Raw genomic sequence first — 22,626 nt, forward strand, 5'->3', positions numbered from 1 at the left:
CCCTCAGGCAGCGAGGGGAGCAAGCCGCCCCGCGCCGGCCACCGACTCCTCGTAGACCCGGCCCACACGGAGCACCGTCGCGTCCTGGAAGGGGCGCGCCATCAGCTGCATACCGATCGGCAGTCCGGCGCGGTCGTGACCGACCGGCAGGGTGAGGGCCGGGACGCCGGTGATGTTCGCTGGGGCACAGAGGCGGACGTAGCTGTCCGACACGGCCTCGGTCGTGCCATCGGCCCACTCGACGGCTTCCTGCCCGGCCTCGGCGGCGGTCATCGGCACCGTCGGCGCGGCGAGGACGTCGATTCCGTCGAACATGCGAGCCCAGGCGTCTCGCATCATGGTGCGGGCCCGCTGGGCGCGGAGGTAGTCGCCCGCAGAGGTGAGTTCGCCGGCCTCCAGCAGGATGCGAACGTCCGCCGCGTACAGGTCGGGGGTGGCCCGCAGCGACCGCTCGTGGTAGGCGGTGGCCTCGGGCACCATCAGCCCCCACTGAACGGCCTGGACGTAACGCGCCATCGGGATCTCCACGTCGACGAGCTCCGCCCCCAGCTCCGCCAGCCGCTCGATCGCGCCGCGTACGGACTCCTCGACCTCGGGCGCGACCCGGTCGAAGTAGTGGTTCCGCGGCACGCCGACCTTCAGTCCTCGCAGGTCACCTCCCGGGAAGCGGTCCAGCATCGGGCCGGACACGCTCGCCGGGTCGCGCGGGTCGTGGCCGGCGGTCGCCGACAGCACCAGCGCGACGTCCTGGACGGTGCGGGTGAGAGGGCCCACGTGGTCCAGGGACCAGGACAGCGAGGTCACGCCTGTGCGTGGGACCAGGCCGTAGGTCGGCTTGAGGCCCACCACGCCGTTCAGGGCAGCGGGGACCCGGATGGAACCACCCGTGTCCGTGCCCATGGCGAACGTCGCCCCGCCGGCGGCGACGGCTACCGCCGAGCCGCCGCTCGACCCGCCCGCAACCCGGCTGTGGTCCCAGGCGTTGTTCGTCTGCGGAGTGGTCAGGCCGTAGGCGAACTCGTGCGTGTGCGTCTTGCCCAGGAGGACGGCCCCGGCGGCGCCGAGCCGTTCGGCCACCCGGCTGTCGCGTTCCGCCACGTGCCCTGCCCGGACGTGCGAGCTCGCCGTGGTGGGCATCCCCTCTGCGTCGATCAGATCCTTGAGCGCCATGGGGATGCCGTGCAGTGGCCCGCGCGGTCCGCTTCCGGAGATCTCCCGTTCGGCGCGGACCGCTGCGGCCAGGGCCGCGTCGGCGGCGACGGTGACGTAGGCGCCCAGCCGTCCTTCGACGGCGGCAATACGGGCGAGCACCGATTCGGTGAGTTCGACGGGGGACAGCTCCCGTGCGCGCACCGCACGGGAGGCTTCGGTCAGCGACAGCTCAAACGGTTGCATCGGCGTTCCCCTGTCCGGCTCGGTAGGAGGACGCGGGAGGGGTCTCGCCGAAGTCGAGCTCGCGCAACGTGCTGATCACGGAGTGGATGTAGTTGGCCGTCATGGCCACTCCTTCGTGTCGGCCGTCCCCGAGGGGGAGCCCCGCCCGCAGCGCCCCTCGGGCTGCCTCTTGGGGGGTGAGTTCGCTGGTCATGGCTTCCTTCCGGATCTGTACGGCGCGACGGGCCGGGGCTGGTACAGGACCTCCGACCACCGCAAAAGCGAATCGTTTGCTTTAGTCGATCGTAGAACCTAAGGTGGCTTAAAGCAAACCAATCGCTTTTAGCACTGGAGGGCCCTCATGCAGAGCGTCCCTGCGGGCCTCGCGCCGCCCCGCACCTCCCCATCCGGACGCCTGCCGTTCGCATTGCACGCCTCGATCCTGATCGCGCTGCTCGCCGCATCCAGCGCGCCGACCCCGCTGTACCCCCACTACCAGGCTCAGTGGCAGTTGTCGTCCCTCGACATCACCGTGGTCTTCAGCGCCTACGCCCTGGCGCTCCTGATCGCACTGCTGACGACCGGAACCCTTTCCGACCATGTCGGACGCCGCCCCGTGCTCCTGGGCGCGCTCGCGGTCCAGGTCGCCTCCATGGCACTGTTCGCGACGGCCGGCGGCCTGACCAACCTGATCGGCGCCCGCGTGCTGCAGGGCATCGCGACTGGCGCGGCGACCAGCGCAGCAGGTGCGGCTCTCCTCGACCTGGAAGACCCCGCCCGGCCGGGTCGCCCCGCTCTGGCCAACAGCATCGCGCCGGCGACGGGCATGGCGGCCGGCGTCCTGGCAGCCACCCTCATGGTGCGCTTCGCCCCCGTTCCGACGATCACGGTGTACGCGGCCCTGATCGTCGTGTTCGCCGCGCAGGCCATCGCCCTTGTCTCGACGCCCGAGACCGTCCGCCGCCGTCCCGGAGCACTGCGCTCGACGCGGCCCCACCTGGCGCTGCCGTCGGCGGCCGCCCACGCCCTCCTGCTCAACGGCGCCGGCGTCGTCGCCGTCTGGGCACTCGGCGGCTTCTACTCGTCCCTGGGACCGGGCTTCACACGGCTCATCTCTCCCGGCGGACCCGAATGCGCCGGCGGCATGGTCTTCTTCACCCTGACGGCCGTCGCCGCCCCGACGATGTACTTCACGCGCAGGATGCGTGCCGACGTCTCCGCTCTTCTCGGGAGCTGCGCGGTGATTCCGGCGGCCGTCCTGACCCTGGGTGCCCTCCATCTCGCCGGCCCCGTACTTCTCTTCGCCGCGGCGGCGCTGGCCGGGCTCGGCTTCGGAGCCGTCTCCCAGGGTGCGCTGCGCGCGGTCGTCGACTCGGTCCCGGCCCGGGAGAAGGGCGGCACGCTCGCCTCCTATCACGTACTCAGCTACCTGGCGATGAGTCTGCCCGCCATCGGCGCCGGCGCCCTCACCGCCGGTTTCGGGCTGCGTGCGGCAGCACTGGCCTATGCCGGCTGCGTGGCCGTACTGGCGACCGTCGCAGTCGCGACGCTGACCGCGTCGCTGCGCAGTCGACGCCGGGCACCGTCCCCGGACACCCACTCCCGCCCGGCAACGAGCAACTACACATCCGCCTCACCCGACACACCCGCTCCAGACATCTCCGTCCTCGCGACCCCTAACAGGTAAGGAAAGTCGCCGTGTTCACCTCATCGCAAACGACCAAGTCCATCACTCCCCCCGCCTCTTCCTGGACGGTGGGCAACCACACCGTACGACGCATCGACGAAGTGGTCCTGCCCGCCCGGACCGGTCCGTGGCTGCTGCCCGGGGCAACCACCGACCTCGTGAGCCGGACGCCCTGGCTGAGCCCCGAATTCGCCGACGAACAAGGCGTCCTGCGCCTGGCGAGTCACAGCTTCGCCGTCGAGGTGGACGGCATGCGGGTGCTGGTGGACACCGGCATCGGAAACGGGAAGCGGCGCGCCAACCCCGCCTGGCACAACCTGAACAGCGACTACGAAGCACGGCTACGGGCGGCGGGCTTCGCGCCGGAGAGCGTTGACGTCGTGGTCCTGACCCACCTCCACGCCGACCACGTGGGGTGGAACACGCGTGCCGAGGGCGACGCCTGGGTGCCCACCTTCCCGAACGCGCGCTATCTCACCTCACGCACCGAGTGGGACTACTGGGCGGGTGTCGACATGGAGGAGGCGCGTCGGCAGATGTTCCGGGACTCGGTCCATCCCGTCCGGGAAGCAGGTCTGTTCGACCTCATCGATGTCGCGGACGAGGGGACGGACGTCGCGCCGGGCATCCGCCTGCTGCCCACCCCCGGCCACACACCGGGACAGGTAGCGGTGGAACTGAGCAGCCGTGGCGAGACCGCATTGGTCACCGGTGACAGCATCCACCACCCGGTCCAGATGGCGCATCCGGAGCTCTGCAGCTGTGTGGACGTCGCTCCCGAACTCGCGGCCAGGACCCGGAACCAGGTGCTCGGCTCACTGGCCGGTACGTCAACTCTCCTGCTGGGGAGCCACTTCCCGCCGCCGACCGCCGGACACGTGCTACGCGAGGCCGGCGGGTACCGACTGGTCCCGGCGACCTCAGGGGTCACGCCCATCGGCGGCTGAAGCGGATCGGAGCACCCGGGACGTGCCGCGCCACCGAGGGCAACCTGCCGGCCCCACTCGCCCATCGCCGGCCGAGCAACGCGGCCCTGCTTCAGTCTCACGAATCGAGCGTCATTCGAGCGTCAACAATGACGAATGCACGTCGCCGAATCATTCGTACGACCCCCGCCACACCCTGCAACCGCAGGTCAGGCGAGTTTGAACAAGCGGTGGGTGCGCCCGACCCGCTGAACGGAGGAAAACAGGTCGAGCGACCCACCTGGGCCGCGCGACCGCAGGTCAGACGTCCTTTGCGCCCTTCTCAAGAATCGCCACGCACTCCACGTGATGCGTCATCGGAAACAGATCGAACACCCGCAACGTCCGCACCCGATACCCCCCGTCCCGGAAGTACCCCAGATCCCGCGCAAGCGCCGCCGGATCGCACGCCACGTACGCGATGCGCCGCGCGCCCAGGGACGAGAGGTGCTGGACCGTCTTCCGTCCCGCCCCCGCGCGCGGTGGGTCCAGGACGACGAGGTCCGCCTCGGAGATCCCCGTGCGGGGCAGGACCGCCTCGACCTTGCCCTGTTCGATGCGCACGCGGTCGAACGCGGCGAGGTTGTGCCGGGCGTCCTCGACGGCGCGCTTGCCGGACTCGATGCCGAGGACCGCGCCCTTGTCGCCCACGCGGTCGGCCAGGGCGCCGGCGAAGAGGCCGACGCCGCAGTAGAGGTCGAGGGCCATGTCGCCCTTGCGTGGGAGGAGACCCTGCATGACCGCCTTGACCAAGGTGTCGGCGGCCTGCGGGTGGACCTGCCAGAAGCCGCCGCTGCCCACCCGGTGGGTACGGTCGTCGGCGCGTTCGCGGACGAAGGCGCGGCCGTGGACGCGGTGGACTCCGCCGTCCTTCTCCTCGACCCGCATGACCGAGACGGGCTTGTCGAGTTCGACGAGCGGGAGGCGGGCGCCGGGCCGCGGCTCCAGGATCACCATGCGGTCCTGGGAGCCCGTCGCGGCGATCGCCTCGACCGACTCCATGCCGCTCCAGTCCCGCCGCTCGATGCCGAGCTCGCTGACGCCCTCGGCGGCGATCATGCAGTGGTCGATCGGCTGCACCTCGTGCGAGCGGTGCTTGCGCAGTCCCGCGCGCCCCTCGTCGTCCACGGCGTACTGCACGCGCGTGCGCCACGACGGGACCTGGCCGGCGGGCACCTTGTCGCCCTCGGCCGGCATCACCGTGCCGTCCCAGCCGGCCTCCTCGGGCGTGAGGCCCGCGAGGCGCTTCAGCTGCTCGGCGACCACCTCGCCCTTGAGGCGGCGCTGCGCCCCCGGCTTCGCGTGCTGCCAGTCGCAGCCGCCGCAACGGCCGGGGCCCGCGAAGGGGCAGGGTGCCTCGATGCGGTCCTTGGACGCGTCCAGGATCTCGACGGCGTCGGCGCGCAGGAAGCGGGCCCCCTCCTCGCCCTCGGTGACCCGGGCCACGACGCGCTCGCCGGGCAGCGCGTGCCGGACGAACAGCACCTGTCCCTCGGAGGTGCGGGCGATGCAGTGGCCGCCGTGGGCGACGGGGCCGATCTCGACCTCGTACTCCTCCCCCACCAGCGAGGCCGCCCGGGACTCCTCGTGGGACCCCACCCGGGACTCCGCCTGCGACTTCTTCGGTTCTGCCTGCATGGCGGGGTGACTCCAGAGAACGGTGACGACGGGGGACGGACGCCGGAGGGCGAGCGTCGAAGGACAACAGCCGTCCAGTCTACTTCGACGAGGAGCTGTCCCTCGCCCGGTCGTGGTGGGCCGGGCCGCGCCGGACCGCGCCGGGGGCGTTCCAGTCCTGCCGTTTGCGGGCCCGGCGCTTGGCGGCCTCGGAGGACTGGAGCTGGTAGGGCACGGAGGTGACCATGACGCCCGGCGTGAAGAGCAGGCGGCCCTTGAGGCGCAGGGCGCTCTGGTTGTGCAGCAGGTGCTCGTACCAGTGGCCGACCACGTACTCGGGAATGATCACCGAGACCGCGTCGCGCGGGGACTCCTTGCGCAGGCTCTTGACGTACTCGATGACCGGACGGGTGATCTCGCGGTACGGGGAGTCCAGGACCTTGAGCGGTACGGCGATCCCGCGCCGCTCCCACTCCTCGCGCAGTGCCTTCGTCTCCTGCGGGTCGACGTTGACGCTGAGCGCCTCCAGGGAGTCGGAGCGCATGAGCTTGGCGTAGGCGAGGGCGCGCAGGGTGGGGCGGTGGATCTTGGAGATCAGGACGACGGAGTGCACCCGGGAGGGGCGCACCATGTCGTCGCTCTGGGCCTCCTCGGGGTCCTCCGGGGCCGCGATCTCCTCGGCGACGCGGTCGTAGTGCTTGCGGATCGCCGTCATCGTCGCGAAGAAGATGCACATGCCGAGCAGGGCGACCCAGGCGCCGTGGGTGAACTTCGTGGCCAGCACGACGACCAGCACCAGGCCGGTGAAGAAGGCACCGAAGGCGTTGATCGCGCGGGAGCGGTGCATGTGGCGGCGCTTGGCATGGTCACGCTCGGTGGCCAGGTGGCGGTTCCAGTGCCGGACCATGCCGATCTGGCTGAGCGTGAAGGAGACGAAGACGCCGACGATGTAGAGCTGGATCAGGCGCGTGGAGTCGGCGCCGTAGATGAAGACGAGGAGCATGGCCGCGCCGGCGAGGAGCACGATGCCGTTCGAGAAGGCCAGGCGGTCGCCACGGGTGTGCAGCTGGCGCGGCAGGTAGCGGTCCTGGGCGAGGATCGAGCCGAGCAGCGGGAAGCCGTTGTAGGCGGTGTTCGCGGCGAGGAAGAGGACCAGGGCGGTGGCCGCGGCCAGGACGATGAACAGGAAGCTGCCCTCGCCGAACACGGCCTCGGCGACCTGCGAGATCACCGGGTGCTGGACGTAGTCCGCGCCGAGCGGGACGCCGTCGTGGAAGAGGTCCTTGGCGGGGTTCTCGGACATGCGGACGTCGGTGGCGGACGCCAGCGCGATGATGCCGCAGAACATGGTGACGGCGAGCAGGCCCATCAGCGCCAGGGTGTTGCCCGCGTTCTTCGACTTGGGCTTGCGGAAGGCCGGGACGCCGTTGGAGATCGCCTCGACGCCGGTGAGCGCGGCACAGCCGGAGGAGAAGGCCCGCAGGAGGAGGAAGACCAGCGCGAAGCCGGCCAGTCCGCCGTGCTCGGGCTTGATCTCGTAGTCCGCCGTCGGCGCGCGCATGGTGTCGTCCAGCACGAACCCGCGGAACGCGCCCCACGCGATCATGATGAAGACGCCCGTGACGAAGACGTACGTCGGGATCGCGAACAGACTGCCCGACTCCTTGACCCCGCGCAGGTTCATCAGCGTCAGCAGCAGGATGACGCCGACCGCGCAGAGGACCTTGTGCTCCACGACGAAGGGGATCGCGGAGCCGAGGTTCTCGATGCCGGAGGAGATGGAGACGGCGACGGTCAGGACGTAGTCGACCAGCAGGGCGCTGGCCACCGTCAGGCCGGCCTTGGGGCCGAGGTTGGTGTTCGCCACCTCGTAGTCGCCGCCGCCGCTGGGATAGGCGTGCACGTTCTGCCGGTAGGAGGCGACCACGGTGAACATCAGCACGACGACCGCGACGGCGATCCAGGGGCTGAAGTGGTACGCCGACACGCCCGCGATGGACAGGACCAGCAGCACCTCGCCGGGCGCGTACGCCACGGAGGAGAGCGGGTCGGAGGCGAAGACGGGGAGGGCGATGCGCTTCGGCAGGAGCGTTTCCCCCAGCCGGTCGCTGCGCAGTGCGCGCCCGATCAGAATCCGTTTGGGCACGTCGGTCAGTTTGGACACAACAGAGGATCGTAAGCGTTCGAACGAGCGCCCGCCCACCCGCCACCCCCGATCGCTCCACCGTCTGCCCTACGGGTGAATTCGAGGGCGGTGCGGCTGCGGATTCCGTAGGTTGCGAGGTCTGCGTGTCTATATGGCTGCCTATATGACAAACATCGCCCGATTGCCGTCGAGTGCGCGGCCGTTGCCGCGTCCGGGAGGTCCCATGCACCTGAGCGCAGAGCTGATCGGCGGCGCCGCGACGCTCGTCGGCCTCGGATTCCTGACCGTTGCGAGCATCCGCAGCATCGGCCGACGGGGGTCGTCCGCCGGGGGCTGAGACGGTCCTGCGGGCTCCGGAGGCTTGGCACTACGTTGGGTGCCTACGTGTGGTGGGTGCGGGCAGGAGACCCGGTTGTCCCGGGCGGGGCTCCGGCTTCCCGGACGGGGGGATCCGGCTTCCCGGGCCCCGAGAGGGTCCGGTGTCGCCGCCCACCGGCATGATGTTCCCCTGCGGCCCGCACACCGGCCGCGACGTGTCGCCAGGCGAGCCGAAAGAGAGACATGAGCAGGACATCCACAGAGGCCGGCGGGCGCCCCGCAGGAAGCGGGGTGTGAGGCGATGCACATCGTCATCATGGGCTGCGGACGCGTGGGCTCCGCCCTGGCGCAGACCCTGGAGCAGCAGGGGCACACGGTCGCCGTGATCGACCAGGACCCGACCGCGTTCCGCCGTCTCGGTTCCACGTTCGGCGGTCGGCGGGTCACCGGTATCGGCTTCGACCAGGACACCCTGCGCGAGGCCGGCATCGAGGAGGCCGGTGCCTTCGCGGCCGTCTCCAGCGGCGACAACTCGAACATCATCGCCGCCCGCGTGGCCCGCGAGATGTTCGGCGTGGAGAACGTCGCCGCCCGCATCTACGACCCCCGCCGCGCCGAGGTCTACCAGCGCCTGGGCATTCCGACCGTCGCCACCGTGCGCTGGACGGCCGACCAGATGCTGCGGCGGCTGCTGCCCTCGGGCGCCGAGCCGCTGTGGCGCGACCCCACCGGCGGCGTCCAGCTCGCCGAGGTGCACACCTCCACGTCCTGGGTCGGCCACCGGATCAGCCGGCTCCAGGAGGAGACCGGGGTGCGGGTGGCGTTCCTCACCCGGCTCGGGGAGGCCATCGTGCCCACCTCGCAGACCGTGTTGCAGGAGGGGGACCTGGTGCACGTGATGATGCGCACCGACGAGGTCCACAAGGTCGAGGCGGCGTTCGCCAAGGGTCCCGAAGAGGAGGGCGGTCACTGATGAGGGTCGCCATTGCCGGAGCCGGTGCGGTCGGCCGTTCGATCGCGGGCGAGCTGCTGGAGAACGGCCACGAGGTGCTGCTCATCGACAAGGCGCCGACCGCGATCTCGGTCGAGCGCGTGCCGATGGCGGAGTGGCTGCTCGCCGACGCGTGCGAGATCACGTCCCTGGACGAGGCGGCGCTCCAGCGCTGCAACGTCGTCATCGCCGCGACGGGCGACGACAAGGTCAACCTCGTCGTCTCCCTGCTGGCCAAGACGGAGTACGGCGTTCCGCGGGTCGTCGCCCGGGTGAACAACCCGAAGAACGAGTGGCTCTTCAACGAGTCCTGGGGCGTGGACGTCGCCGTCTCCACCCCGCGGCTGATGTCGGCCCTGGTCGAGGAGGCGGTGAGCGTCGGCGATCTGGTCCGGCTGCTGCGCTTCAGCCACGGCGACGCCAACCTGGTGGAGCTGACGCTGCCGGAGGAGTCGGCGCTGGCCGGCACCCAGGTCGGCGACGTCGAGTGGCCCGAGGACACCTCACTGGTCACGATCATCCGCGGCACCCGGGTCCTCACCCCGTCGCGGGAGGACTCGCTGGAGGCGGGCGACGAGCTGCTGTTCGTGGCGGCACAGGCCCGTGAGGAGCAGCTGGAGGACCTGCTGTCGGCACGGCGGACCGACACCGCGCGCTGAGCCGGGGCGGGACCCGCGGTGCGCCGCGGGGACGCCGGGCGGTACGACGGTGGGGGCGCCCGGAGATCTCCGGGCGCCCCCACCGTCGTACGACGTCGGCGTGACGAGCTGGCGGCCTTCGCCCCCCGTCGCCGGCGTGGCGAGCGGGCAGCCTTTCGCTCCCGCCCGCCCTCGGCGCGGTCAGCCCTTGCGGTGCCTGCCGCTCTGCGCGGGGTCCACGGCGTCGCCGCCCAGTGCCTCACGCTCGGCCTTCGCCCGCTCCTCGCGTTCCTTCTCGGCCTGCTCCGCCGCCTCCATCTCCGCGAACACGTCGATGGGCGCCGGCGCCTTGGCCAGGAAGACCCAGGTCAGCCAGACGGCGAGCAGGAACGGCGGGATCTTCAGGGTGACCAGCACCCAGCCGAGCTGCTCGGTGTCCGCCCACCAGTACAGCGGGAAGAGGATCGCGCTCTTGGCGAGCAGGATCAGGCCCCAGGCGTAGCTGGCCTTCGTGTACGCCTTCTTGCGGCCCGGGTTACGGGTGCGCCAGGAGAGGTTCTCCTTGAAGACCGGGCCGAGGATCAGGCCGATCAGCGGGACACCGGCCAGCGAGGTCACGATGTAGGCCAGGGCCAGGCCCAGCGTGTAGAGCATGCCGGGCAGGTAGAAGTTCTTGGCGTTGTCGGTCATCATCGCGAAGACCACGCCGAAGGCGACGCCGAAGACCCCGCTGAAGGCGTGCTTGACGGTGTCCTTCATCACCAGCCGGACCACGACCAGCACCAGGGACACGGCGAGCGCGGCGATCGCCGACATGTGCAGGTCGTTGTTGAGCGTGAAGATCGTGACGAAGAGCAGACCCGGCAGGACCGTCTCGATCATGCCCCGCACGCCGCCGAACGCTTCGAACAGCGCGGCCTCCGTCACCGCCCGGGCGTCGTCCGCTTCCGTCTGTTCGGTCGGCTTGTCGAGCGACGTCACCGGCTACTCCCGTCCGAGGGGTCTCAGTTCGTACTTCGGGTTGAAGAGCACCCGGCGGCCCCGGCTCATCGAGATCCGGCCCGATGCGATGAGCTTGCGCCCCGGCTCTATGCCCACGATGGAGCGTCTGCCCAGCCACACCACGTCCAGGGCGGCGGAACCGTCGAACAGCTCGGCCTCCAGGGCGGGGACGCCCGCACGGGGACGCAGGGTGACCGTGCGCAAGGTACCAGTAACCGAGACGATCTGCCGGTCCTGGCAGTCGCAGATACGGGTGCAGCCGGCGGTGTCTGCGTCCTCGCGCAGTTCCTCGGACTCCAGGTCCTCCTGGGACGAGGAGAGCCGGTCGAACATGCGCCGGAACCGGCCCACCGGCTTGTCGGAACGCGGAGCAGCACTCATATCTAGAGCGTACCGGGGGTCGCCGACAGGCAGACACCCTCTCCGGGCCGGTATCGCGAGGCTCACTTCTCGAAGCGGTACCCCATGCCCGGCTCGGTGATGAAGTGCCGCGGATGCGCCGGGTCCGCTTCCAGCTTGCGGCGCAGCTGCGCCATGTAGACGCGCAGGTAGTTCGTCTCGGTCCCGTACGACGGCCCCCACACCTCCTGGAGGAGCTGCTTCTGGCTGACCAGGCGCCCGGAGTTGCGCACCAGCACCTCCAGGAGGTGCCACTCGGTGGGGGTGAGCCGTACGTCCTTCCCGGCCCGGTGCACCTTCTTGGCGGCCAGGTCCACGGTGAACTCCTCGGTGTCCACGACCACGTCGCCCGCGTCGCCCGGGATGGGCTCGGCCCGGCGGACGGCGGCCCGCAGCCGGGCCAGCAGTTCGTCCATGCCGAAGGGCTTGGTGACGTAGTCGTCGGCACCCGCGTCCAGCGCCTCGACCTTCTCGTCGGAGGCGTGCCGGGCGGACAGCACCAGGATGGGCACCCGGGTCCAGCCGCGCAGGCCCCTGATCACCTCGACGCCGTCCATGTCGGGCAGGCCGAGGTCCAGCACCACCACGTCGGGCTGGCGGGCGGCGGCGAGCCGGAGGGCGGTGGCACCGTCGTGGGCGGCGTCGACCTCGTAGTGCCGGGCCTTGAGGTTGATCACGAGGGCACGCACGATCTGCGGTTCGTCGTCGATCACGAGCACCCTGGTCATCGGGCGGCCTGCCTTTCCGCGGTCGTGGACCGCGTTGCCTCAAAGAGCGCTGTCGCGGCGGGGGAGGAGCCCGCCGCGCGGAGGGTGAGCACCATGGTGAGGCCGCCGCCGGGGGTGTCCTCGGCGTTGAGGGTGCCGCCCATCGCCTCGGCGAAGCCCCTGGCCACCGCCAGGCCGAGACCGACCCCGGCGCCGCGCGGTGCGTCGCCGTACCGCTGGAAGGGCTCGAAGATGCGGTCCTTGGCCTCGTCCGGCACGCCCGGCCCCCGGTCGACGACCCGTACCTCGACCCGGTCCGCGAGGGCGCTGGCGGCGACCAGGACGGTGCGGCCGGCGGGGCTGTACTTGACGGCGTTCTCCACCAGGTTGGCCATCGACCGCTCCAGCAGCCCGGCGTCCACGGCGACCATCGGCAGGGTCTCGGGGATGTCCAGCTCGGCGCTCCCCTCGGGCACCCCGCCGAGCGCCATCGGCACCACCTCGTCGACGTCGATCTCCCGGATCAGCGGCGTGACCGTGCCGGTCTGCAGGCGGGACATGTCGAGCAGGTTGCCCACGAGGTTGTCGAGGCGGTCGGCGCCCTCCTCGATGCCCTCCAGCAGCTCCCCCTGGTCCTCCTCGGACCAGGCGACGTCGTCGGACCTGAGGCTGGTGACCGCCGCCTTGATGCCGGCGAGCGGGGTACGGAGGTCGTGGCTGACGGCGGCCAGCAGCGCCGTACGGATGCGGTTGCCCTCGGCGAGGGCGCGGGACCGGTCGGCCTCCTCGCGCAGGCGCCGCCGGTCCAGCACGACGGCGGCCTGGGCGGCGAAGGCGGCCAGCACCCGCCGGTCCTCGGCGGGCAGGACCCGGCCGGTCAGCGCGAGGGCCATGTGGTCCCCGACCGGCATGTCCACGTCCGCGTCCTCGGGTCGTCGCACCGCGGGGCCTGTCCCGGCCCGGCCCGCGCAGGTCCAGGGCGCCACGTCGTCCTCCCGTTCCAGCAGGGCGGCCGACTCCATGCCGAACGTCTCGCGGACCCGCTCCAGCAGCGTCTCCAGGCTGGTCTCGCCGCGCAGCACGTCGCCGGCGAGGAAGGAGAGGATCTCGGACTCGGCGCGCAGCCGGGCCGCCTGGTGGGTGCGGCGGGCCGCGACGTCGACGACGGAGGCCACGGAGAGCGCGACGCCCACGAATATGGCCAGCGCCAGCATGTTCCGGGGATCGGCGATGGTGATCCGGTCGACCGGGGGCGTGAAGAACCAGTTCAGCAGCAGCGATCCGACGGCGGCCGAGGCGAGCGCCGGGTACAGCCCGCCGAGCAGGGCCGCGGCCACGGTGAGCGCCAGGTAGAGCAGCACGTCGTTGGCGAGCCCGAGGTGGACGGAGTTCAGCAGCAGCGTCAGCAGCACCGGCCCGCCGAGGCCCGCGAACCAGCCCCAGACGATCCGGGAGCGGCCGAGCCGCGCTCCGTGGGCCACCGGCAGTCCGCGGCCCTTGGCGACCTCCTCGTGGGTCACGATGTGGACGTCCAGGTCGGGGCCGGACTCGCGGGCGACCGTGGCGCCGACGCCGGGCCCGAGGACGTACTGCCAGGCCTTGCGGCGTGAGGAGCCGAGGACGATCTGGGTGGCGTTGACGCCGCGCGCGAAGTCGAGGAGGGCGGCCGGCACGTCCTCGCCCAGCACGTGGTGGAAGGTGCCGCCGAGGTCCTCGACCAGGGTGCGCTGGACCGCGAGCTCCTTCGGGGAGGCCGAGGTCAGCCCGTCGCTGCGGGCCACGTACACGGCCAGCACCTCGCCGCCGGCGCCCTTCTCGGCGAGGCGCGCGGCCCGCCGTATCAGGGTGCGGCCCTCGGGCCCGCCGGTCAGGCCGACGACGATGCGCTCGCGCGAGCCCCATATCTTCGAGACGCGGTGCTCGCTGCGGTACTGCTGGAGGTACTCGTCGACGCGGTCGGCGACCCAGAGCAGCGCGAGCTCCCGCAGGGCGGTGAGGTTGCCGGGGCGGAAGTAGTTGGACAGGGCCGCGTCGACCTTGTCCGGCTGGTAGATGTTGCCGTGGGCCATGCGCCGGCGCAGCGCCTGGGGCGACATGTCGACCAGCTCTATCTGGTCCGCCCGTCGCACCACCTCGTCCGGCACGGTCTCCTGCTGCCGCACCCCCGTGATCGACTCCACCACGTCACCGAGTGACTCCAGGTGCTGGATGTTGACGGTCGAGATCACGTCGATCCCGGCGGCCAGCAGTTCCTCCACGTCCTGCCAGCGCTTGGTGTTGCGGGCACCGGGGACGTTGCTGTGGGCGAGTTCGTCCACCAGCGCCACGCGGGGGGCCCTGGCCAGCACCGCGTCCAGGTCCAGCTCGGTGAAGACCGCACCGCGGTGCGTCAGCTCCCGGCGCGGCACCTGCTCCAAACCGTGCAGCAGGACCTCGGTGCGCGACCTGCCGTGGTGCTCCACGAAGGCCACGACGCAGTCGGTGCCCCGCTCCAGGCGGCGGTGGGCCTCCGACAGCATGGCGTAGGTCTTGCCGACGCCCGGCGCCGCGCCGAGGTAGATCCGAAGCTTGCCGCGTCCCATGGCCTCATTGTCTTCCGCTCGGCGCCCCGTGCGCAGCGTCGACCCTACGACCCGCAATCGCGACATATCGGGGCGGGGTGCTGATGCCGGTCGTCCTTGACGCAACCCTGACGCCTCCGAGGCCACGACCGCGACGTGGCCTGGGCGACCGGCTCACCACGCGGCACCGCACGGGACGGAGGATCCTCGTACGGCGGCGCGCCGTGCCCCTACGGCAGGAGGGCCGCGCCCCGTGCGGGGCGCGGCCCTCCTGCGCGCGCGTGCGTCGCGCGCGTACGGAACCCTTACGGAGTCCTTGCCTAACGGACCTCGGTGATCTCCGGTCCGCGCTGGAGCTGGCCCATTCCGCCGGAGAAGCGGGAGCCCTCCTCCTGCTGGACACCCTCGGGGACCATCTGCGCGTCGTTCGGCAGCTTGAGGACGATGGGGTCGCGGGGGGCCATCGGGCCGTCGCCGCGGACCACGACCGTGTCCCGGAAGATCTGCTCCAGCAGGCCGGCGGCCTGCGGCTGCACCGCGCCCTGGCCCGAGATCACTCCGCGCAGGAACCAGCGGGGGCCGTCCACACCGACGAACCGCACGACCTGGAAACCGCCCGTGCCGTCCGGCAGCTGCACCGGCACCTGGGCCCGCAGCTCCCAGCCCAGCGGGCCTTCGACCTCGTCGACGATGCCGCCCTGCGCCGTGATGCCGGAGCCGATCTCCTCGCGCACCTCGCCCCAGATACCCTCGCGCTTGGGAGCGGCGAAGCCCTGGAGCTGGATGGCGCTGTCGCGCAGCACGACGGTCGCGGCGACGATCGCGTCGCCCGCGACCTCCACCCGCAACTCCATGCCGTCGACTCCGGGGACGAACAGACCGCCCAGGTCCACCCGGCCCTCGGCCGGGTCGCGGACCTCGGTGCTGTCCCAGGGCCCGTCGGGCCGCGGTTCGGGCTCGAGCCGCACGCGCTCGCGCTCTTCGTCCGCCTCGGTGTCGACGCTGTCGACGACCTGCTCGGCCTCGCCGGCCGCGCCCTCGGCGGCATCCCTCTTCTTGCGACGTCCGAACACGTCACTGTCCTTCCCGGTCGGATACGACCGAAGCGTATCGATTCCCACCCGTCGGGCCGCCGTCGGCGACCTGACCGCTTGTGCCGCTTGCACGGTCCAACCCGGCGTGGCCGCCGGTGGACCCGAAGCCCCCCTCGGCCCGCGCCGAGTCGGGAAGCTCCGCAACCTGGCGGAAGCGGACCCTCTCGACTGGCTGGACGACCAGTTGGGCAATCCGGTCGAAGCGCTCGAACCGCACCGTCTCGCGCGGGTCGAGATTCACCACGATCACCTTGATCTCCCCACGGTACCCGGCATCAATCGTCCCCGGGGCATTCACGAGGGCGACACCGCAGCGGGCGGCCAGACCGGAACGTGGGTGCACGAAGGCCGCGTACCCCTCCGGGAGCGCCACAGACACACCCGTCGGCAGTACGGCCCGTTCACCGGGCGCGAGTTCGCAGTCCTCGGTGGTGCGCAGATCCGCCCCCGCGTCGCCGGGCTGCGCGTACGTCGGAAGCGGGACGTCGGGGTCGACGCGGCGGATCAGGACGTCGAGTTCCGGCCTGGGCCCCCGGCTCACGGGTTCACCTCGAAGGCGCGGGCTCGGCGGAGCTGGTCGGGGTCGTCCATGGCGGCGCGGATCTCCTCCTCGCGGCCGTGGCTCACGAAGTGGTCGACCTTGACCTCGATGAAGAGCGCGTCGGCGCGCACGGCCACGGGCCCGCCGGGGCCGCCGATCCGTCCGGTGGCGGTGGAGTAGATCTTCCGGCCGGCCACGGCCGTCACCTCGGCCTCCAGGTACAGCGTCGTGTCGACGGGGACCGGCCGCAGGAAGTCGGTCTCCAGCCGCCCGGTCACCGCGATGGTGCGCAGCAGCCAGTTCAGCGAGCCGAGGGTCTCGTCCAGGGCGGTGGCCAGCACACCGCCGTGCGCCAGGCCGGGGGCGCCCTGGTGGGCGGGCTGCACGGTGAACTCGGCGGTGATCGACACCCCTTCTCCGGCCCGCGCCTGGAGGTGCAGTCCGTGGGGCTGGTCGCCGCCGCAGCCGAAGCACTGGCCGTAGTGCGCGCCGAGCAGCTCGCCGGGGGCGGGCGCGTCGGGGTGCCGTTCGGGTTTCACGGCGTCGGCGGGGGGCTGAAGACCCGGGGAAGTACCACTCACAGGCGCAGACCTTACCCGCGCGTCGGCCGATCACCGATACCGTGCCAAGCTTGGTTCATGCAGCCCTCCCCCGCCCCGTACGAAGAACGCCTCACCGCGCCCCGCTCCTGGTGGCTGGTCTCCTTCCTGGTGGGGCTCTCCTTCGCCCTGATCCTGCTGCCCTTCGGCACGCTGCCGATGCTGGGCGGCCTGGCCGGCGGGACTGCCGTGGCGGCGGTGGCGGCCAGCTCCTACGGTGCGGTCCGCATCCGCGTCGTGGGCGACTCGCTCATCGCGGGCGAGGCGAAGGTGCCGGTCTCGGCGCTGGGCGAGGCGGAGATCCTCGACCCGGAGGAGGCCCGCGCCTGGCGGACGTACAAGGCCGACACCCGCGCCTTCCTGCTGCTGCGCGCGTACATCCCGAGGGCCGTGCGCGTGATGGTCACGGACCCGCAGGACCCGACTCCGTACCTGTACCTGTCGACCCGCGAGCCGGAGCGGCTGGTGGAGGCGCTGGCGGCGGCCAGGGCCTCGGCGTAGCGACCGCGTACGGGGTCAGTGCCCGCTGCCCCCGCCGGGGCGGTGGCCGGGGCCCAGTTCTCTCGCCAGGGCGCCCATGTCCAGCGCGTCCTGCGGTCCGTCCAGAGCCGGAAGGTCGTCGAGGGCGCTCCACGGAACCTGCTTCTTGCGCAGGTCCGCCCGGATTCTGGCGGCCAGCTTTCTGGTGTCGCGGCGGTTCATGACGGCTCCCACGGCCGCGCCCACCATGAACGGCATCAGGTTCGGCAGGTCGCGCACCATCCGCTTCATGATCTGCTGACGCAGCTGGCGCTTCATGTGGCTGTTCATGGCCGAACCGAGGCTCGCCGGCTTCGACACGTCGACGCCGCGCTCGTCCGACCAGGAGTTGAGGTACGCGGTGCTCCGCTGCGCGAGGCCGCCGGGCGGGCGTACCCCGTAGACCTCGTGGAGTTCGGCGATCAGCTTGAGTTCGATCGCCGCGACGCCGGTGATCTCGGCGGCCAGCTCGGCGGGCATCGCGGGCGGTACGGGCATCATCGCCGCGGCGCCGATCCCCGCTCCCACGGTCGCCGTGCCCTTGGCCGCGCCGGCCACCAGCCGGTCGGCGAGCTCCTCGGGGCCGAGGCCCGGGAAGTGCTTGCGGAGTGTCGCCAGGTCCCGCACGGGCACGCGCGGGGCCAGGTCGATGATCCGGTCGGCGAGGTGCGCCAGGGCGGCCCTGGCGCGCCGGCCGCCGTTGCGGACGCCCTCTCCGGCCTTGTGCCGGAACGCCGCTGCCCGGCGCCGGGCAGCGGGTGCCGGCGTCTCCGTGGTCGCCGGGAGGTCAGCCCGGCCGGCCACGGATTCGAGCGAGGCCGTCCCGCTGCCGGTCGGGCCCCGCTCGTCGTCACGCGCGCTGTACGGACCGTCCACCGGTCCTTGGTCCGCTTCCCGCCTGGAGAAGCGGCGCTTCCAGGGAGGGGTCGAGCCAGTCACGGCCGACCCCGCCTCAGTCGCAGTCGCGGCAGATGGGCTGGCCGTTCTTCTCCCGGGCCAGCTGGCTGCGGTGGTGTACCAGGAAGCAGCTCATGCAGGTGAACTCGTCCTGCTGCTTCGGCAGTACACGGACCGCCAGTTCCTCGTTCGAGAGGTCGGCGCCGGGAAGTTCGAGGCCTTCCGCGGCCTCGAACTCGTCGACGTCGACGGCCGAGGCGGACTTGTCGTTCCGCCTGGCCTTCAGCTCTTCGAGGCTGTCCGAGTCGACGTCGTCGTCGGTCTTGCGTGGAGTGTCGTAATCGGTTGCCATGGTCGCTCTCCCCCTCTGGGTGTCTGCGGTGTCTTCAGCGCACGTAACGCGTGAGAGGCCGGACTTGTGCCCGACCTGAGGCGGAGATTTTGCCTCACATCAAGGTCTGTTACTCAATCGACACCCAACCGGACCCCTCATGAGTGATCGGCTTGGATGGCGATGGGGACCGTACACGGTCCTAATACCGCACTTCAAAGGCGCCCCACCGTGTACTTCCCGTGATCAGGACCCCCGAAAACCGGGATTTTCCCGGCTTTCCGACAGGGTGCATGATCACGGAGAGTGGAGGGCGGGAATGCCTCCGCTGTGATCGATCACACAGGCGCTTTCCGGGCCGGTGGCCTGGAAATTCTGCTCAAAGCGAACATCTTCGGAGTTCGGTGGGATGTCGGGGTCATGATCTCAGACGGGCAGCGTGACGCGCATGACGAGTCCCCCACCCTCGCGCGGCTGCGCGTAGATGTGCCCGCCGTGCGCCCGTGCGACGGACCGCGCGATGGACAGGCCGAGGCCCACGCCCTTGTCGCTGCCCGTGCGCTCGGTGCGCAGCCGCCGGAACGGCTCGAAGAGGTTGTCGATCTCGTACGCCGGCACGACCGGGCCCGTGTTGGTGACCACCAGGACCGCCTGGCCGTTCTCGACCGCGGTCGTGACCTCGACCCAGCCCTGTTCGGGCACGTTGTAGCGCACCGCGTTCTGCACCAGGTTCAACGCGATCCGCTCCAGCAGGACGCCGTTGCCCTGGACCACCGCCGGCTCACGCGCGCCGCGGACCTCCACGCCCTTGGTGCCCGCCTCGGCGTGCACCTGGTCGATGGCCTGACCGGCCACCTCGGCGAGGTCCACCGGCTTGCGCTCGACGATCTGGTTGTCGCTGCGCGCCAGGAGCAGCAGGCCCTCGACGAGTTGCTCGCTGCGTTCGTTGGTGGCCAGCAGCGTCTTGCCGAGCTGTTGGAGCTCCACCGGGGCGTTCGGGTCGGACAAGTGCACTTCCAGGAGCGTGCGGTTGATCGCCAGGGGCGTGCGCAACTCGTGGGAGGCGTTGCCGACGAAGCGCTGCTGGGCGGTGAAGGCCCGTTGCAGCCGCTCCAGCATGTCGTCGAAGGTGTCCGCCAGCTCCTTCAGCTCGTCGTCCGGGCCGTCCAGCTCGATCCGGCGCGAGAGGTCCGAGCCCGCCACCGCGCGGGCGGTGCGGGTGATCCGGCCCAGCGGCGACAGGACGCGTCCGGCCATGGCGTAACCGAAGGCGAAGGCGATCACGGCGAGTCCGAGCAGGGCCAGCAGTGAGCGGCTGAGCAGCCGGTCCAGGGCCGCCTGGCGCTCGTGGTCGATGCACTCGCTGATCGCCGCGTTGAACTCCGACAGCGAGAGGTTGCCGTTGGTGACCCCCGGGCAGTCGTTGCTGGCGACGCGGAGGCCCTCGAAGTCGACGATCTTGTACAGGGGCTGGTTGCCGGTACGCACCGCCTGGGCGGCGAGCAGGTAGATGATCGACAGCAGCAGGATGCCGGCGATCAGGAACATGCCGCCGTACAGCAGCGTGAGCCTTATGCGGATGGTCGGACGCAGCCAGGGCAGCGGGGTGGCCGACCGCGGGGCCCAGGTGGGCTTCGGGGGCGCCCCGGGGGGCGCGGGTGTCGTCGCCACGGTCGATCAGATCCGGTAGCCGGAGCCGGGGACGGTGACGATGACCGGCGGCTCGCCCAGCTTGCGGCGCAGGGTCATGACGGTCACGCGGACGACGTTGGTGAACGGGTCGGTGTTCTCGTCCCAGGCCTTCTCCAGCAGCTGCTCCGCCGAGACGACCGCGCCCTCGCTGCGCATGAGCACCTCCAGCACGGCGAACTCCTTGGGCGCCAGCTGCACCTCCTTGCCGTCGCGGAAGACCTCGCGGCGGTTCGGGTCGAGCTTGATCCCGGCCCGCTCCAGGACGGGCGGCAGGGGCACGCTGGTCCGCCGGCCCAGGGCGCGCACGCGCGCGATGAGCTCGCTGAACGCGAACGGCTTCGGAAGGTAGTCGTCGGCGCCGATCTCCAGGCCCTCGACCCGGTCGCTGACGTCGCCGGAGGCCGTGAGCATCAGTACCCGGGTGGGCATGCCCAGCTCGACGATCTTGCGGCAGACATCGTCGCCGTGCACGAGCGGGAGGTCGCGGTCGAGGACGACCACGTCGTAGTCGTTGACGCCGATGCGCTCCAGGGCGGCCGCACCGTCGTACACGACGTCGACGGCCATGGCCTCCCGGCGCAGTCCGGTGGCCACCGCATCGGCGAGCAGTTGCTCGTCCTCGACGACGAGTACGCGCACGTCGCTTGTCCTTCCTCTGTCCACCCGCGTAGCGCTTGTCGGGCGCACGAGGGCAGGGGGCTGGTGGGTGTGTTGCCTCCATCCTGCCCTTTTCGGCCATAAGTCGGCTGTAAGACGGGTGAGGGGCCGGTGTGGAACCGTTTCGCGGGACCGGGAATGCGAGATTTCCTCGGGAGGTTGAGGTTTCCGCGGATGGGAGCGGGGGGAGGACGGCTTTACACCCCGCGATCACGCTCTGCCTGTACCGCGTCACCGCACGGTACGCCGCGGTCCGCTTCCGCAGAGCGGGCGTGGGTGTCCGGCACCGTCGCCGCCCAGCGGGGCAGCGCTGGGCACTCCACCGGAGACGTGATCGCCCCTTCCCAACGGCACACCCCCGTGCCACCGACCCACGACCCAGGACGAGGGGGCGCAGCATGGACGCTTTCACCGCAGGACTTCTGCAGCGCATACAGACGACCGAGTCCGACCTGTCCCGGGCCCGCGACGAGGGGGACGAGTTCCTCGTCGACGTGGAGCTGGGAGAGCTCGACGACCTGCGCCGTCTCGCGGCCGAGCACGGTGTGGAGGTCAGCGCGACCGGCGTCTGACCGGCCCGTGAACGACAAGCCCCGGCGGGATCCAGCGCCGGGGCTCTGTCGTGCGGGTCGCCTCCGACGGTGAGCGGTCCACCAGCCGGGATTTGGCGGAGAGGGGACGTCATCCGTCACCGCCGGGGGGCGCGCTGTGCCCCGGACCGAACCTTCGGACGGCCCTGGGCTGCCGGACCACCACCCGACAGCCGCGGGCACCGGGCGGCGGGTCGACGACGACGGGCACCGCGCGGACCGGTCCCCAGCCGCCGGACGTCCCGCCGAGGGCCTCGGGCGGGGTGCCGGCAGCCGGGCGTGCCGGGTCCGCCTCCCCGAGGGGATCGGCCCGGCACGCGGAAGGCGCCCGGGCGCTCTGCCCTCCGTGCTCCGACCCGCCCCGACCCGCCCCGACCCGCCCCGACGGACGCCGGTACCGCACGAGGGACAGGCGGCGGGCCGGTGGGCCCGGCGCGACGGGTCGCGGTACGGGCCCGCCGTCGTCAGCCCGGTCGGCAGGCCTACGCGCCGAACTCCGTCAGGAGCCGCTGGAGGGGCTCGAAGACCTCCGGGGTGGCCGCGATGGTCAGTTCCCCGGACGGGCGCTCCCCGGGGCGTCCACCGGTCACCGCGCCCGCCTCCCGGGCGATGAGGTCCCCCGCCGCGAGGTCCCAGGGGTGCAGACCGCGCTCGTAGTAGCCGTCGAGGCGCCCGGCTGCCACGTCGCACAGGTCGATCGCGGCGGAGCCACCGCGCCGGATGTCGCGGACCAGCGGGATCAGCCGCCGCGCGATCTCGGCCTGCTCGGCGCGGACGTCGGCGACGTAGTTGAAGCCCGTGGAGACCAGCGCCTGGTCCAGCGGCGCCGGGGCACGGCAGGCGAGCCTGCGTGCACCGTCCCAGGCGCCCGTCGCCCAGGCCCCGCCGCCCAGCACCGCGTGGTACGACTCGCCGCGCATCGGCGCCACGACCACGCCGGCCACCCGCTCGCCGTCCTGCTCGGCGGCGACCGAGACCGCCCAGGTGGGCAGCCCGTACAGGTAGTTGACCGTGCCGTCGAGCGGGTCGATCACCCAGCGGACGCCACTCGTGCCGTCCGTGACGGAACCCTCCTCGCCGAGGAAGCCGTCGTCCGGGCGCCGGTCCGCGATCAGGCCGGTGATCAGCTTCTCCGCCGCGATGTCCATCTCGGTGACCACGTCGATGGGGCTGGACTTGGTGGCGGCGACCGCCAGGTCGGCGGGGCGGCCGTCGCGCAGCAGCTCGCCCGCGCGGTGAGCCGCCTCCTGGGCGATCTCCAGCAGCTCGGCGTGGAGCGGGTCGGTCGTCACGTCGGTCAC

The 22,626-nt window shown here is 71.5% G+C and carries 22 protein-coding genes; 6 read left to right on the top strand and 16 right to left on the bottom strand.

Annotated features, from left to right (window positions below):
- Positions 1-3 precede the first annotated feature (3 nt).
- Both ACZ6EG_RS30085 and ACZ6EG_RS30090 read right to left on the bottom strand, forming a co-directional pair.
- A complete protein-coding gene (locus tag ACZ6EG_RS30085) occupies positions 4-1,395 on the bottom strand; it encodes an amidase (protein WP_469609226.1) in 1,392 nt (463 codons plus the stop codon).
- Positions 1,382-1,588: a hypothetical protein gene (locus ACZ6EG_RS30090; RefSeq protein ID WP_249626581.1), complete on the bottom strand. Its 207-nt coding sequence runs from the start codon at positions 1,586-1,588 to the stop codon at positions 1,382-1,384. The genes ACZ6EG_RS30085 and ACZ6EG_RS30090 overlap by 14 nt, the downstream gene beginning before the upstream one ends.
- A gap of 147 nt (positions 1,589-1,735) precedes the next feature.
- On the opposite strand from ACZ6EG_RS30090, the gene ACZ6EG_RS30095 reads away from it, so the two are divergent.
- Together ACZ6EG_RS30095 and ACZ6EG_RS30100 are read left to right on the top strand one after the other, a co-directional pair.
- On the top strand, positions 1,736-3,061 hold the full coding sequence (locus ACZ6EG_RS30095) for an MFS transporter (RefSeq protein ID WP_469609230.1): 1,326 nt from the start codon (positions 1,736-1,738) through the stop codon (positions 3,059-3,061).
- Between the two features lie 11 nt (positions 3,062-3,072).
- Entirely contained in the window at positions 3,073-4,008 is a 936-nt protein-coding gene (locus ACZ6EG_RS30100; RefSeq protein WP_469609232.1) for an MBL fold metallo-hydrolase, read from the top strand.
- 279 nt (positions 4,009-4,287) lie between these two features.
- On the opposite strand, the gene ACZ6EG_RS30105 is transcribed toward ACZ6EG_RS30100, so the two are convergent.
- A complete protein-coding gene (locus ACZ6EG_RS30105) occupies positions 4,288-5,664 on the bottom strand; it encodes a class I SAM-dependent RNA methyltransferase (RefSeq protein WP_469609235.1) in 1,377 nt (458 codons plus the stop codon).
- 79 nt (positions 5,665-5,743) lie between these two features.
- Entirely contained in the window at positions 5,744-7,807 is a 2,064-nt protein-coding gene (locus ACZ6EG_RS30110; protein ID WP_391972171.1) for an APC family permease, read from the bottom strand.
- 601 nt (positions 7,808-8,408) lie between these two features.
- On the opposite strand from ACZ6EG_RS30110, the gene ACZ6EG_RS30115 reads away from it, so the two are divergent.
- A complete protein-coding gene (locus ACZ6EG_RS30115; protein ID WP_356612573.1) occupies positions 8,409-9,080 on the top strand; it encodes a potassium channel family protein in 672 nt (223 codons plus the stop codon).
- On the top strand, positions 9,080-9,757 hold the full coding sequence (locus tag ACZ6EG_RS30120) for a potassium channel family protein (RefSeq protein WP_356612574.1): 678 nt from the start codon (positions 9,080-9,082) through the stop codon (positions 9,755-9,757). The genes ACZ6EG_RS30115 and ACZ6EG_RS30120 overlap by 1 nt, the downstream gene beginning before the upstream one ends.
- 180 nt (positions 9,758-9,937) lie before the next feature.
- Here ACZ6EG_RS30120 and ACZ6EG_RS30125 read toward each other — a convergent pair whose 3' ends face one another.
- From ACZ6EG_RS30125 to ACZ6EG_RS30155, 7 genes are all read right to left on the bottom strand, one after another.
- A complete protein-coding gene (locus ACZ6EG_RS30125; RefSeq protein ID WP_391972170.1) occupies positions 9,938-10,717 on the bottom strand; it encodes a DUF3159 domain-containing protein in 780 nt (259 codons plus the stop codon).
- A 3-nt stretch (positions 10,718-10,720) separates the two neighbouring features.
- Entirely contained in the window at positions 10,721-11,119 is a 399-nt protein-coding gene (locus tag ACZ6EG_RS30130; protein WP_073731801.1) for an OB-fold nucleic acid binding domain-containing protein, read from the bottom strand.
- Positions 11,120-11,181: 62 nt separating this feature from the next.
- Positions 11,182-11,865 carry a response regulator gene (locus ACZ6EG_RS30135; protein ID WP_391972169.1) on the bottom strand — a complete coding sequence of 228 codons (684 nt, stop codon included), beginning with the start codon at positions 11,863-11,865 and terminating at the stop codon, positions 11,182-11,184.
- A complete protein-coding gene (locus ACZ6EG_RS30140; protein WP_391972168.1) occupies positions 11,862-14,426 on the bottom strand; it encodes an ATP-binding protein in 2,565 nt (854 codons plus the stop codon). Before ACZ6EG_RS30140 ends, ACZ6EG_RS30135 begins: the two co-directional genes overlap by 4 nt.
- A 299-nt stretch (positions 14,427-14,725) precedes the next feature.
- The gene (locus ACZ6EG_RS30145) at positions 14,726-15,478 is read right to left on the bottom strand and encodes a DUF3710 domain-containing protein (RefSeq protein WP_391972167.1); all 753 of its coding nucleotides are present in this window, start codon (positions 15,476-15,478) and stop codon (positions 14,726-14,728) included.
- Between the two features lies 1 nt (position 15,479).
- Complete coding sequence (gene dut / locus ACZ6EG_RS30150) at positions 15,480-16,040, bottom strand: dUTP diphosphatase (RefSeq protein WP_356612753.1); 561 nt, start codon at positions 16,038-16,040, stop codon at positions 15,480-15,482.
- On the bottom strand, positions 16,037-16,621 hold the full coding sequence (locus tag ACZ6EG_RS30155; RefSeq protein ID WP_391972165.1) for a PaaI family thioesterase: 585 nt from the start codon (positions 16,619-16,621) through the stop codon (positions 16,037-16,039). The genes dut and ACZ6EG_RS30155 overlap by 4 nt, the downstream gene beginning before the upstream one ends.
- A gap of 57 nt (positions 16,622-16,678) precedes the next feature.
- Here ACZ6EG_RS30155 and ACZ6EG_RS30160 point away from each other — a divergent pair, with 57 nt between their 5' ends.
- Positions 16,679-17,140 (top strand): DUF3093 domain-containing protein, encoded by a 462-nt coding sequence (locus ACZ6EG_RS30160; RefSeq protein ID WP_391972164.1) that lies wholly within the window; start codon positions 16,679-16,681, stop codon positions 17,138-17,140.
- 15 nt (positions 17,141-17,155) lie between these two features.
- Here ACZ6EG_RS30160 and ACZ6EG_RS30165 read toward each other — a convergent pair whose 3' ends face one another.
- The 4 genes from ACZ6EG_RS30165 to ACZ6EG_RS30180 all read right to left on the bottom strand — a co-directional run bounded on the left by ACZ6EG_RS30165 (position 17,156) and on the right by ACZ6EG_RS30180 (position 20,717).
- Positions 17,156-18,097 (bottom strand): hypothetical protein, encoded by a 942-nt coding sequence (locus tag ACZ6EG_RS30165; RefSeq protein ID WP_391972163.1) that lies wholly within the window; start codon positions 18,095-18,097, stop codon positions 17,156-17,158.
- A 13-nt stretch (positions 18,098-18,110) separates the two neighbouring features.
- Positions 18,111-18,407, bottom strand: coding sequence for a DUF4193 domain-containing protein (locus ACZ6EG_RS30170; protein WP_003993510.1), 297 nt, complete (start codon positions 18,405-18,407; stop codon positions 18,111-18,113).
- 405 nt (positions 18,408-18,812) lie between these two features.
- A complete protein-coding gene (locus ACZ6EG_RS30175; RefSeq protein ID WP_356612760.1) occupies positions 18,813-20,057 on the bottom strand; it encodes a sensor histidine kinase in 1,245 nt (414 codons plus the stop codon).
- 6 nt (positions 20,058-20,063) lie between these two features.
- Positions 20,064-20,717, bottom strand: coding sequence for a response regulator transcription factor (locus ACZ6EG_RS30180; RefSeq protein WP_003993508.1), 654 nt, complete (start codon positions 20,715-20,717; stop codon positions 20,064-20,066).
- A 416-nt stretch (positions 20,718-21,133) separates the two neighbouring features.
- On the opposite strand from ACZ6EG_RS30180, the gene ACZ6EG_RS30185 reads away from it, so the two are divergent.
- Positions 21,134-21,307: a hypothetical protein gene (locus ACZ6EG_RS30185; protein ID WP_167355239.1), complete on the top strand. Its 174-nt coding sequence runs from the start codon at positions 21,134-21,136 to the stop codon at positions 21,305-21,307.
- Between the two features lie 500 nt (positions 21,308-21,807).
- Here ACZ6EG_RS30185 and ACZ6EG_RS30190 read toward each other — a convergent pair whose 3' ends face one another.
- The gene (locus ACZ6EG_RS30190) at positions 21,808-22,626 is read right to left on the bottom strand and encodes an inositol monophosphatase family protein (RefSeq protein WP_391972162.1); all 819 of its coding nucleotides are present in this window, start codon (positions 22,624-22,626) and stop codon (positions 21,808-21,810) included.

This window comes from Streptomyces sp. NPDC041968 (genome assembly GCF_055589025.1).